This is a genomic window from Acinetobacter sp. AOR01_HL (assembly GCF_027855455.1).
Lineage (GTDB): Bacteria > Pseudomonadota > Gammaproteobacteria > Pseudomonadales > Moraxellaceae > Acinetobacter > Acinetobacter baumannii.
The window spans coordinates 22,692-35,120 of sequence record NZ_JAKTIM010000056.1 but is presented as its reverse complement, the minus strand read 5'-3'; the positions used below and the strand labels follow the sequence as shown (position 1 = coordinate 35,120).

10 protein-coding genes are annotated in these 12,429 nt (G+C 39.1%); 6 read left to right on the top strand and 4 right to left on the bottom strand.

What is annotated here, in order from left to right; genetic code table 11:
• Positions 1-70 precede the first annotated feature (70 nt).
• Positions 71-1,060 carry a transaldolase gene (gene tal / locus MKL62_RS17645; protein ID WP_005128427.1) on the bottom strand — a complete coding sequence of 330 codons (990 nt, stop codon included), beginning with the start codon at positions 1,058-1,060 and terminating at the stop codon, positions 71-73.
• A gap of 130 nt (positions 1,061-1,190) precedes the next feature.
• Positions 1,191-2,084, bottom strand: a complete 894-nt coding sequence (locus tag MKL62_RS17640) for an HTH-type transcriptional regulator AceR (protein WP_005128428.1) — start codon at positions 2,082-2,084, stop codon at positions 1,191-1,193.
• A 90-nt stretch (positions 2,085-2,174) separates the two neighbouring features.
• Between MKL62_RS17640 and aceI the strand changes: the two genes are divergently transcribed.
• A complete protein-coding gene (gene aceI, locus MKL62_RS17635) occupies positions 2,175-2,609 on the top strand; it encodes a chlorhexidine efflux PACE transporter AceI (RefSeq protein ID WP_005128429.1) in 435 nt (144 codons plus the stop codon).
• A 67-nt stretch (positions 2,610-2,676) separates the two neighbouring features.
• Here aceI and MKL62_RS17630 read toward each other — a convergent pair whose 3' ends face one another.
• Positions 2,677-4,245, bottom strand: coding sequence for an acetyl-CoA C-acetyltransferase (locus MKL62_RS17630; RefSeq protein ID WP_000047940.1), 1,569 nt, complete (start codon positions 4,243-4,245; stop codon positions 2,677-2,679).
• A gap of 235 nt (positions 4,246-4,480) precedes the next feature.
• Here MKL62_RS17630 and MKL62_RS17625 point away from each other — a divergent pair, with 235 nt between their 5' ends.
• The 3 genes from MKL62_RS17625 (at position 4,481) to MKL62_RS17615 (ending at position 8,132) form a co-directional block, all read left to right on the top strand.
• On the top strand, positions 4,481-5,872 hold the full coding sequence (locus MKL62_RS17625) for a 3-oxoacyl-ACP reductase (protein WP_005128430.1): 1,392 nt from the start codon (positions 4,481-4,483) through the stop codon (positions 5,870-5,872).
• A gap of 74 nt (positions 5,873-5,946) precedes the next feature.
• On the top strand, positions 5,947-6,801 hold the full coding sequence (locus tag MKL62_RS17620; RefSeq protein ID WP_005128432.1) for a MaoC family dehydratase: 855 nt from the start codon (positions 5,947-5,949) through the stop codon (positions 6,799-6,801).
• Positions 6,802-6,872: 71 nt separating this feature from the next.
• On the top strand, positions 6,873-8,132 hold the full coding sequence (locus MKL62_RS17615; protein WP_030423612.1) for a serine hydrolase domain-containing protein: 1,260 nt from the start codon (positions 6,873-6,875) through the stop codon (positions 8,130-8,132).
• 47 nt (positions 8,133-8,179) lie between these two features.
• On the opposite strand, the gene MKL62_RS17610 is transcribed toward MKL62_RS17615, so the two are convergent.
• A complete protein-coding gene (locus MKL62_RS17610) occupies positions 8,180-8,758 on the bottom strand; it encodes a TetR family transcriptional regulator (protein WP_000323808.1) in 579 nt (192 codons plus the stop codon).
• A 125-nt stretch (positions 8,759-8,883) separates the two neighbouring features.
• Here MKL62_RS17610 and amvA point away from each other — a divergent pair, with 125 nt between their 5' ends.
• Positions 8,884-10,362, top strand: a complete 1,479-nt coding sequence (gene amvA, locus MKL62_RS17605) for a multidrug efflux MFS transporter AmvA (protein WP_005128435.1) — start codon at positions 8,884-8,886, stop codon at positions 10,360-10,362.
• Positions 10,363-10,628: 266 nt separating this feature from the next.
• A complete protein-coding gene (gene cpaA / locus MKL62_RS17600) occupies positions 10,629-12,410 on the top strand; it encodes a metalloendopeptidase CpaA (RefSeq protein ID WP_005128436.1) in 1,782 nt (593 codons plus the stop codon).
• Positions 12,411-12,429 lie beyond the last annotated feature (19 nt).

Below are 12,429 nucleotides of genomic sequence, written 5' to 3'. Positions count from 1 at the left end.
GAAACCCAATAAAAAACCGATTTTTGTCATGATAACAAAAATCGGTAATTTTGTATGAAAAGTGCAGTTTTTAAGATTTAATTTCTGCATCAATTCCAAAAGATTGACGTAATAAAAGACTTAATTGATCTCGCGCTTTAATAAAGCCATCAACACCACCTTGTAAAAGTTGGAATGCCATTAAGTCATGGTTAAGTTCATCTTTAAAACTTTGCTCATCTTGAGCTGGTCTAACAATCGCTTCTGCCTGTTTTGCTTTGTTCGCATCAAGTGCTGCATCGACTGTACGCGTATGTTGTTCAAGCTGCGTTAGCAAGCTTGGAGAGATCGTAAGCAAATCACATCCTGCAAGGCCTAGCACTTGGTCGATGCTACGGAAGCTCGCACCCATGACTTGAGTTGGAATATTTTGCTGCTTGTAGTAAGTGTAGATTTTCTTAACTGAAACCACACCTGGATCTTTCTCGATTGGGTAAGAATCTACACCTTCAGCTTTTTTGTACCAGTCTAAAATACGGCCTACAAAAGGTGAGATTAAAGTAACTTTGGCATCTGCACACGCTTGGGCTTGATGTAAACCGAAAAGGAGAGTGAGGTTACAAGCAATACCTTCAGCTTCTAACACTTTAGCCGCTTGAATACCTTCCCAAGTTGATGCAATTTTAATCAGAATACGTGACTGATCGATACCATAACCTTTATAAAGCTCACATAATTCATGTGCTTTTTGAATGGTTGCTTCGGTGTCGTATGAAAGTGCAGCATCGACTTCTGTAGAAACACGGCCTTCAATAAGTTTTAAAATTTCTACACCAAATTTTACGGTTAAAATATCAATGGTTCTTTCAATCAGTTCATCATTTTTATAGCCTTCTTCTTTGGCTTGATAATAAGCATCTTCAATGAGCTCTTTACTTTCTGGTTGTTCTGCCGCAGCGGTAATTAACGAAGGATTCGTCGTAGCATCTAAGGGACGAAATTTACGAATTGCTTCAAGGTCGCTACTGTCAGCAACAACGGTCGTTAATGTTTTTAATTGGTCAAGTGCTGTATGAGTCATTGATATTCAACATCTTCAATAAAAAATCTTATGTTTTCTTTATAGCACAAACTCTATCCATACTGTCGATATATCAATTGTTATGTTTCAAAGAAAAACGTTTAGGTTCTGCATCTAAATTGAAATGATTTTACGGAGCTGGTTGCATTCGCTTATTACGAATATAGTCAATCAAAAACCGTGCAGCAGCACCGAGTTCACTTTCGCGGCTCCAGACCAAATCAACGTAATATTCAAATCGAGGCGTAAAATCAAATACATCTAATGCTTTAAGCTTATTGTTTAACTCAGGATTTTCTTTAAACATCTCTTGCGGAAGTACGCCCCAACCTAAATTACGTAAAATCATTAAGCAAGCAGAGTGGTGGTTGTCTGTACGCCAGTAATGTTTTGAAAATAATAATTCGGGTTTTAATGTTTCATCTCGACTTGCCACCACAATTTGTCTTGTACCCAAAATCTGCTCATATGAGACATGCTCTTGGCTTGCGAGCGAATGGGTTTTTGAAATAACTGGAATTAAGGCTTCACGTTTGAGTTCAACAAACTGTTCTCTATTGTCTAAATGCTCACGTTCAAACATAAGGGCCAGTTGGGCAGATCCATCTAACAACATTTGAAGCGCATCTTCTTGAGGGGCAGACACAATATTAATTTGTAGATCGGGAAAGCGACTTTCTAGCAGGCAAACATAGTCGGTCCAATTGGTATGTAGCAGCTCAGACACCACAACAATAGTAAGATTAGGTTCCAGCCCAGTACTTAATGCATGCGCGTGCTGTTTCCATTGATTCATTTCAATCAATAGTTGCGCCGTTTTTTCATATAGCACTCGTGCTTCGGCTGTAGGAGTAGGTTCGCGGCCTTTACGTTCAAATAAAGTCAGGTTCAGATCAATTTCTAAATTAGCAATCGACATACTCACAGCAGAGGGGACTTTACCGAGTTTCCTTGCTGCTGCTGAAAATGAACCTGTTTCCATAACGGCTTGGAACATGAGAAGTTGTTCTTGATTAATATTCATCTGTCAAAAAAATTGAAAGAACCTGATTGGATTAATCAAAATTATAAAAATAAAATGCACATTATCCAAGTAATTATTGAGTATTTAAAAATGTTGATTTCCAAGAGAAGACTCATTCATGCAATCAGTTATGAAGGAATTTTATTGGTCATCATTGCGATTGCATTAAGTTTTATTTTTAACATGCCGATGGAAGTGACCGGAACACTCGGTGTGTTTATGGCAGTGGTTTCAGTTTTCTGGAATATGATTTTTAACCACTATTTCGAAAAAGTAGAGCATAAATTTAATTGGGAAAGAACGATCCCTGTGCGGATTTTACATGCGATTGGTTTTGAGGGTGGTTTGCTGATTGCGACTGTTCCAATGATTGCATATATGATGCAGATGACAGTGATTGATGCATTTATTTTAGATATAGGTTTGACCTTATGTATTTTGGTTTATACCTTTATTTTCCAGTGGTGCTATGACCATATTGAAGATAAGTTTTTCCCAAATGCTAAAGCAGCATCACTTCATTAATTCACAGAGATTGAAATGAAATAAGCACCCAGATGGGTGCTTATTTTGTTAGGTCGATAAATAGAAATTATTTTTCTACAATCGCAACCACACCTTCACCACCTGCTGTACAGATCGAGATTAATGCGCGGCCTGAACCTTTTTCATTAATTAATTTAGCTGCAGTAGCCAAGATACGACCACCAGTGGCAGCAAATGGGTGGCCCGCACCTAAAGATGAACCATTTACGTTCAGTTTAGAGCGGTCAATTGAACCTAAAGGTGCATCTAAGCCAAGACGTTCTTTACAGAATTTTTCATCTTCCCAAGCTTTTAAGGTAGAGAGTACTTGAGATGCAAATGCCTCATGGATTTCGTAGAAATCGAAGTCTTGAAGCTTAAGGTTAGCACGCTTAAGCATACGAGGTACTGCATAAGCAGGAGCCATCAATAAGCCTTCTTTAGGACCGTTCTTGCCAATGAAGTCAACAGCTGCTGTTTCAGAGAAAGAAAGATAAGCTAAAACTTCATGTCCGTTTTCTTTTGCCCATTCTTCAGAAGCAAGCAATACCACAGAAGCACCATCAGTCAACGGAGTTGAGTTACCCGCTGTCATTGTTGCAGTTTCGCCTTTACCGAAAACTGGTTTTAACTTAGCAAGTTTTTCAACTGTACTGTCAGGACGTAAGTTGTTGTCACGGTTAAGACCTAAGAATGGAGTCATTAAGTCATCAAAGAAACCACGCTCATAAGCAGCAGCAAGTTTTTGATGGCTGCTTGCAGCTAGCTCGTCTTGTGCTTCACGAGTGATACCCCATTCTAATGCAGTGATTGCTTGGTGCTCACCCATTGAAAGGCCAGTACGTGGTTCACCATTGCTTGGTGCATCAAGAAGCTTTTTAAAATCAATTTTTGTGAGAGCTTTAAGACGGTCTTTACCTGTTTTAGCAACATTAAGCTCAAGTAAAACTTTACGTAAACCATCACCTACAGCAATCGGTGCGTCAGAAGTTGTATCTACGCCACCTGCAATACCTACGTCGATTTGACCAAGCGCAATTTTGTTAGCAACAACAAATGCTGCTTGTAAACCTGTACCACATGCAATTTGGATGTCGTAAGCAGGAGTTTCAGGAGCAAGATCTGTGCTCAATACAACTTCACGAGTCATGTTGAAGTCACGGCTATGTTTTAAAACAGCGCCCGCAACAACTTCGCCAATACGTTTACCTTGTAAGTTAAAGCGCTCAACCAAACCATTCAATGCTGCTGTCAGCATGTCAGAATTAGACGCTTTAAAGTAGGCAGTATTTGAACGTGCAAATGGAATACGGTTGCCACCAAGGATTGCAACGCGGCGAACAGTGTTTTGACTCATGGTTTTATCCTGTTGAACAGAAGTTTTGGTTTTTGTTGCTTTTGGTGCTGCAGCTACATTTGAAGATGTAGACGGTGTTGCTGAAGCAGCGCTCTTACTACGAGGGCTACGTGCAGGTGCAGTCGTTGAACGAGTACGTGTCGTTTTTGGTGTATTAGTTGCTGCTTTAGGAGTAGTGCTGTTACGCTTAGCCGTGTTAGAAGCCGACTTTGATGTATTTGACACTTTTTCCTGAGCAGAATTCTCGACTGCTGGATTTTCTTGAGTTGTTTTGCTCATAAGGCTTTTCCAAGCATAATAACGATATTCTTGTTAGCTACCTTAACACAATTCAAATAGACCTGTATTGACTAGAATGACATTGTAGATAGCATTCAGGTCAAGACATCCAAAGATGAACTCAAGTATGATTTGGAGTAACTCTAATGAACGACTGCTTTCATATTGTTTCTATCCATCTCATAACATAATGAAGCCTGTCGTAGAAAATTCATTTCTTTGAGAGATAATAATCATGACTGATCAATACCAAGCATTTACGCAATCTCCTATTGGTAAATTCGTTGTTAAAAATCTGGGTTTACCTTCGCCTGTTGTATTAGAGCGTTTTGAAAGTGCTCAGCCAGTAGTGAAAGGTGCAGTATTGGTTGGCACGGCGCCGTCAAGCGTTTTGTCTGGTGCGATTGCACAAGTACTTAGCAATATTCATGCAGATAGCTATGTAGGCAATAATGTTGCATTACAACAAGAAGCTGCAAAAGTTGGTTTAAATTTACGTCCATTCAATGCAGGCGATAAAGAATCAAAATTCAAAGCAGTTGTATTTGATGCATCTGGTATTCAAAACTCAGAACAGTTAAACGAACTTTATAAATTCTTTAATCCGATTGCACGTCAAGTTGCGACTTCTGGTCGAGTGATTGTTATTGGTACAACGCCTGAAACTGCGAAAACTGTAAAACAAGCGATTGCTCAGCGTGCACTTGAAGGCTTTATCAAATCTGTAGGTAAAGAATTTAAAAAGGGTATTACTGCTCAAGTTGTGTATGTAGACGAAGGTGCTGCTGCAAACCTTGAATCAACATTACGTTTCTTGCTTTCTCCGCGTTCAGCGTATGTATCTGGTCAAGTGATTCGTGTTTCTAAAGCAGATGTGGTTGATGTTGATTGGGCAAAACCGCTTGCTGGAAAAACTGCATTAGTAACTGGCGCAAGCCGTGGTATTGGTGAGGCAATTGCACATGTGTTGGCACGTGACGGTGCGCATGTTATTTGTTTAGACGTACCACAACAACAAGCTGATCTTGACCGTGTAGCTGCTGACATTGGCGGTTCTACATTGGCAATTGACATTACAGCTGCTGATGCGGGCGAAAAAATTAAAGCTGCTGCGGCTAAACAAGGCGGTTTAGATATTATTGTTCATAACGCAGGTATTACACGTGACAAAACTTTGGCAAACATGAAGCCAGAGCTTTGGGACTTAGTCATTAACATTAACTTGTCTGCTGCTGAACGCGTAAACGACTACTTGTTAGAAAACGATGGTCTAAATGCAAATGGCCGCATTGTTTGTGTATCATCAATTAGTGGTATTGCTGGTAACCTTGGTCAAACCAACTATGCTGCATCTAAAGCTGGTGTGATTGGTCTAGTTAAATTTACTGCGCCTATTCTAAAAAATGGTATTACCATTAACGCAGTAGCACCTGGCTTTATCGAGACTCAAATGACTGCTGCGATTCCATTTGCAATTCGTGAAGCTGGTCGCCGTATGAACTCAATGCAACAAGGTGGTTTACCTGTTGATGTAGCAGAAACAATTGCATGGTTTGCATCAACTGCTTCTACAGGTGTAAATGGCAACGTTGTACGCGTGTGCGGTCAAAGCTTGTTGGGCGCTTAAGCACTTTTAGCTAAATAGGGGTGCTTGTGCATCCCTTTTTTATTCAAGAATTTATAAATTATAAAAGGTTAGGTATGAATACTCGTCATTTTAGCCAGCTACCAAAAGCGGCATTGGCTTATCCAAAAGTAGTGCAAGGTTTAATTTTTAAAAAACCTAAAGGCCCAAAAATCTTACCGCAAGTTGAATATGTGGTAGATACTTTAGAAATTGATCAGAACCATCTCAAAGCTTATAACGAAGTATGTGGCTTTCAAAATAATGGCTTTGTACCAGCAATTTATTTGGCTGTGCTTTCTCAAAGCTTGCAAATGCATATGATGACGGCAGAAGCATTTCCATTTCCAATTTTAGGTTTAGTGCATATCCGTAACCAGATTAAACAGACCAGACCGATTGGCGTAACTGAAAAACTCACTCTGTCATGTAAATTTGGGGAATTAAAACCACATGACAAAGGTGTTCAGTTTGACTTTATTACCACAGCAAAAGTTGGCAATGAAGTGGTGATGGAAGGCTTAACAACTTATTTATCTCGCCAAAAAGTCGAGAAAAGAGTGGGTGAGAAAGCCAAAGAAGAACAAGCACCAGCTTATGTTCCAAAGGTAGAGTGGAATATTTTAGAAAACACTGGTCGCCGTTATGCGAAAGTGTCTGGTGATTTTAACTTAATTCATATTCATGCTATTACAGCAAAAGCTTTTGGCTTTAAGCAAGCCATTGCGCATGGCATGTGGAGTAAAGCGAAAGCATTAGCGAATCTTGAATTACCAAATGCTTATGAAGCAGATGTATGGTTTAAGCTGCCAATGTTCTTACCGTCAAAAGTTGAGTTTTTAACTGCAAATGCAGATAAAAAGACTGATTTCTTGATTCGTAATGCCAAATCACAAAAACCGCATGTTGCAGGAACTGTAAAAGCGTTATAAAAATATCAGCAGCCTGAACAGAGGTTTGGGCTGCTTTTGAGCAAAATAACAAAAAATGCAAGGAACTTCATGTGATTAAAGAGATTTTACTGGCCGATACCCATAACTATCATGGTATTTTGGATGAACGTTTTATTGATTTAGCTCACCAGTTTAGCCGTCTTCAAGATGCTAGAACCGGACAAGGTGGAGCTGCATTAGCGGTTTATTTTAGAGGCCAAAAAGTTGTAGATATCTACACCGGTCTAAAATCACAAACTGAAGCTTGGCAACCTGACACATTGGCAGTTTGCTACTCTACGGGTAAAGGTGTACTTGCAACTTTAGCGCATATTTTGGTAAGTGAAGGGTTTTTAGAATACGACAAACCGATTGCGACCTATTGGCCTGAGTTTGCTCAAAATGGAAAAGAGCAAATGACTTTGCGTCATGTGCTAAGCCACCAAAGCGGCATGTTTGATGTTCGAAATATCATCGAAAGTGCGAGAGAAATGCTCGACTGGTCACATATGTTAGAGGTGGTCGCGGCGACTAAGCCAAGATTCCTTGCAGGAGAGGGCAATGCTTATCAAGCTTTAACATTCGGTTGGATTGTCGGTGGCGTACTTGAAAAAGCAACTGGTCAATCTCTAGATCAGCTCATGCAAAAATATCTTGTTGAGCCATTACAGCTAGATGGTGCCTATTTTGGAACGCCTGCAAATGAGTTGGATCGTGTAGCACGTTTAATTATTCAACCAAAACCAGAAAAACCAGCATCTACTCAAGTTGAAAAACCTAAAAAGCCACAGATGCGTAAGAGTTCACTCTCTGAAAAAGTGATTACATGGACGGGTCAAGACCCGCAAGACTTTCAGGATGCCATGATTCCAAAAGGAATGAAAAATTTTAGTTTCTTTAGTGATGAGGGACTGCAAGCAGTCATTCCGGCAGCGAACGGGACATTTACTGCAAATAGCCTTGCTAAAATTTATGCGATGCTAGCAAATCAAGGTGAATGGGATGGACAGCAATTGATTCGCCCAGAAGTATTTAAAGAACTTAGTACTATTCAAAGTTATGCACGTGATCGTGTCATGCCAATACCGATGAATTGGCGCTTAGGATATCACCGTATTATTACCATGGGTAAACGAGCTAAAAATGGATTTGGGCATATTGGTTACAATGGTTCAGGAGCGTGGTGTGATCCTGAGCGTGACCTCAGCTTTGCTTATACCCATAACTTCCAGATTGGTTCAATCACAGGCGATTATCGTTTGTGGGGCCTGACCCAAGAAGCTTTACGTTGCACCGACCAAATTTTAAAAGGCCGTAAAGGCTGGTTCTAATTTTAGTATTTTAAAGCTGGTATTTTTAAGCAATGCCAGCTCAACATTTATAATAATTCTAGGCGAATAATTGCTTCGGTATGACGCTTAAAATCTTCTTCAACTAAACCTTGTAAACCAAGTTTATAAATCCCTTCTAATCCACACACAAAGGCAATGAGTCGCCACGCAATATCTGTGGAATTAGACCTATTTTTAAATTCGCCTTCTTTTTGACCGCATTCGATCGATTGCACAATAGCTTGATGCCAACTTTGCATGGCGAGGTTATACGCTTTTTGTATTTCAATATCTTGTTCAATTAAGAGTTCAGCTTCATTCCATAAACGTAAGTAGGGCTGAAGCCTGTCTATATTTTCTGCACCTAATAAGATGAAGAGTCTTTGAAATTGGCTAGTTGTTTGGAGAGTTTGTTCAATTTCATCAAGCTGTTCCATCAGCTTTAAAAAAGCTTCAGCTTTTAAATGAGATGCCGAAGAAAAATGATGATGGACTTGTCCGGTAGAGGTTTGTGCTTCTGTTGCGATTCTACGTACCGTCATGGCTGTAAAACCTTCAGCCAAAGCAATTTGCATGGCAGCTTGCAGAATCATTTCTCTGCGTTGATCGCGATTAAGATAGGCCATGTTTCTTACACCTGACTGAATTCGACACAAACTACATTAAAATTTAAAGTTGGACAAGTGTCCAATTGTGTATATAATAACCGCAATTTGAACACATGTCCAAGTTTTGGATATCGAAGAGCGTTATGCAAAAAAAATGGTTAATCCTCACAATTATCGTCCTCATTTATTTACCTGTTACGATTGATGCAACTGTGATGCATGTTGCAACACCGTCTTTAAGTGCAGCATTAAATTTAACTGCCAATCAGCTTTTATGGATTATTGATATTTATTCGCTGATTATGGCGGGTTTGATTTTGCCGATGGGTGCACTCGGTGATCGTATCGGCTTTAAAAAATTATTATTTATTGGAACCGCAGTTTTTGGTGTGGGTTCGTTAGCTGCGGCTTTTTCTCCAACTGCCTATGCCTTAATTGCTTCTCGTGCTGTCTTAGGTCTAGGGGCAGCTATGCTTATTCCTGCCACTTTATCCGGTATCCGTAATGCCTTTACCGAAGAAAAGCAGAGAAATTTTGCACTTGGTCTTTGGTCTACAGTAGGTGGAGGTGGAGCAGCTTTTGGTCCATTAGTCGGTGGTTTTGTATTAGAGCATTTCCACTGGGGAGCTGTATTCCTCATTAATATCCCGATCATTTTAGTCGTTCTAGTTATGATCGTGATGATCATTCCTAAACAACAAGAGAAAACTGATCAGCCAATTAACTTAGGGCAAGCTTTAGTTTTGGTTGTAGCAATTTTAAGCCTCATCTATTCAATTAAATCGGCTATGTATAGCTTTTCGGTGCTCACGGTTGTGATGTTTGTGGTTGGTATAAGCACATTAATTCACTTCATTCGAAGCCAAAAAAGAGCTACGACACCAATGATTGATCTGGAATTATTTAAACATCCTGTGATTTCTACCAGTATTGTTATGGCTGTTGTTTCCATGATTGCTTTGGTTGGCTTTGAATTATTACTGTCTCAAGAGTTGCAGTTTGTACACGGGTTTTCTCCATTACAGGCGGCGATGTTTATTATTCCATTTATGATTGCAATTAGTTTAGGTGGTCCATTAGCCGGTATTTGTTTAAATAAATGGGGTTTACGTAGAGTATCGAGCCTAGGTATTTTTGTGAGCGCGCTCAGTTTGTGGGGGCTTGCTCAGCTTAATTTTTCAACCGACCACTTTTTAGCATGGACGTGTATGGTCTTTTTAGGCTTTAGCATTGAGATTGCCTTACTTGCCTCAACTGCTGCCATTATGTCATCTGTGCCCCCTCAAAAGGCGAGTGCAGCAGGTGCTATTGAGGGAATGGCCTATGAGCTTGGAGCAGGTTTAGGTGTCGCTATTTTTGGTTTAATGTTGTCTTGGTTTTATAGCCGCTCAATTATTTTGCCAGCCGAGCTTCCGTCAGACTTAATTGAAAAAGCGAGTATCTCGATTGGAGAAACCATGCAATTAGCGTCTAACCTTGAAAATCCTTTAGGAGGACAGTTGGTAGCAGTTGCGCAGCAAGCTTTTAGCTATGCGCATAGTTGGGTGCTTACAATCTCCGCCATTTGTTTCTTCCTTTTAACTGTATTTGTCTGGTTTAGCTTTCCAAAGAAAGTAAATTAAGAAATTCAAAATAGAGGATAAAAAGAGAGATGATCTTTCTTTTTATCCTTAAATATCTTTTTTAATATTTTCTTCATATCGAAATTGGTTATTTAATTCTCATAAACAAACTATTCTTTAATAGGTTTCATGTTTTTATTTCAAAATGATTCAATATTCATGTAATTGAAATTTAATGAAAAATTAATTGTTGTGAAATTGACTGTGTAAAAATGGTTTGCTAACCTGCTAGACGAAAAAATTAAAAACAAATAAAAGAGGCTGCTGTGAATTTTAAATTAAAAACATCACTCATTATTGGAGCAATTGTTGCGTCTTCACTTGTATATGCCGCAACTGTACTTTCACCAAATCAGAATAATAATAGTGGATCAATTCCATCCGGTTATTCAGATTTAGAATTTAATCTAGCAAATGGGAATTGGGTCAAAAACCTCACTTTACCCATAAGCGCTAATAATTTGGACAAAATTACAATTCGTTCTAGTGCTGCCTATAGTAGTTATTTAGATACTTCTAATACCAATATTCCGTTAGAGGTTTTAAAGATAAATAGTGGTGATGTTTACCAATTCATCTTTAATAGTAGTCAAAATAAATGGATCGCTCAGTTAGCGACTGTGAGTCCTACCAATGGTGCGACCTATGAAGTCGTTCCATTAACAACTGCATCTATGCAAAAAGTAATCATTCAAAATGACAAATGGGCACAAACCATTGCTTTACCGAGTGACGTACGTGACGGAACAACTGTACAAGTTGTTTCTACAGCAAGTACAAGTTCGGACATTGATAAAACAAATTTACTATTCCCGAGCAGTTTCTCATTAAAAAATGGATCTGAATATTGGTTTAAATATTATTCTGCTTTAGGAAAATGGGTTCCTGAATATATAAAACCTCAGAAGCTAAATGTTCAGCAAATCGGAACATCTTTAGCAGCAGTAAATAGTCCACTTACCGAAGTTTCATTTGGAGATGGAAATTGGGTTTCCAATTTCACTTTGCCGACCACTGCAAGTGATCGGGATAGAATTATTATCAAGTCTACAGCGACTTGGTCTGCAAAAATTAATAATACCAATATTAATAGCCAAGCGACTTTAACGCTTAAAACAGGCGATCAATATGAGTTTATGTATGTAAGTGACAAAGGATATTGGCAGTTGATCTCTTCACCAACAAAGGTGATTGATTCTACAGCAACAATCCCTGCAACTTTACCGAATATGACTCAGCCTACTTTAAAGGTGAAATTGTCTACATCAAATTGGCAGCCAACCTTACAACTACCTGCTAAAGCTCAAGTCGGCGATAAAGTTGTTATTGTGTCTAATGCATCGGCAGATACCTATATTAATGCCGCTAATGGCTTGACTACTGCAATTAAAAATGGTGAAAATCGCCGTTTTATCTACACCGCTCAAGGCTGGACAGTAGATAGTTATACAATTGATATGTTGTTGGTTTCTAGCCCAGAGGTAAATTCAATTTTAGGTGACAGCGCTGCAAAACTTAGAATGATTGAAGGCGTAAATTTAACGAATTTAACTGCTGAAAATTCGAATGCACGTTTTTACTTAAGAGATGTAGGTTATCTAACTTACAAAATTCCTGCTGCCACTTTAAAAGAAGCAATCTCGACTGGACGAGATGACACCACGGTACAAAATGAGCGTAAACGTGTATTGGCAGATGGTGTCTATTATCAAGGTAATGAACCGAGTGATGGCGGTTGTGGTTGGGCTTGGATTAATGCTTCTGCATATAACATGATTGGCGCAAATGATATTGCAGGTTGTTCTTTCGCGGCCATGCGTCATGAAGTTGGGCACAATCTAGGCCTGTACCATAATGGTTCAACCAATATTGGCTCAGGTTTTGCTCATCCGTTAGGAAGTACAGCAATGGGCGGTAATAATATTAATTTCTATTCTAGCCCGTATCTGTATAACCCGAAATATGGTGTACGTTTAGGGGAAGAAGGAAAAATTGATGCTGTCAGTGTCATTAACCTGAATGCGCAGAAAATTTCTCTATATAACTAATCTCTATTTTTAGCTGTAA

Bases quoted from the DNA above. Each gene is read 5' to 3' on its own strand.
- aceI (WP_005128429.1), top strand. From the start codon at position 2,175: ATGTTGATTTCCAAGAGAAGACTCATTCATGCAATCAGTTATGAAGGA.
- tal (WP_005128427.1), bottom strand. From the start codon at position 1,060: ATGACTCATACAGCACTTGACCAATTAAAAACATTAACGACCGTTGTT.
- MKL62_RS17630 (WP_000047940.1), bottom strand. From the start codon at position 4,245: ATGAGCAAAACAACTCAAGAAAATCCAGCAGTCGAGAATTCTGCTCAG.
- MKL62_RS17620 (WP_005128432.1), top strand. From the start codon at position 5,947: ATGAATACTCGTCATTTTAGCCAGCTACCAAAAGCGGCATTGGCTTAT.
- MKL62_RS17640 (WP_005128428.1), bottom strand. From the start codon at position 2,084: ATGAATATTAATCAAGAACAACTTCTCATGTTCCAAGCCGTTATGGAA.
- amvA (WP_005128435.1), top strand. From the start codon at position 8,884: ATGCAAAAAAAATGGTTAATCCTCACAATTATCGTCCTCATTTATTTA.
- MKL62_RS17625 (WP_005128430.1), top strand. From the start codon at position 4,481: ATGACTGATCAATACCAAGCATTTACGCAATCTCCTATTGGTAAATTC.
- MKL62_RS17610 (WP_000323808.1), bottom strand. From the start codon at position 8,758: ATGGCCTATCTTAATCGCGATCAACGCAGAGAAATGATTCTGCAAGCT.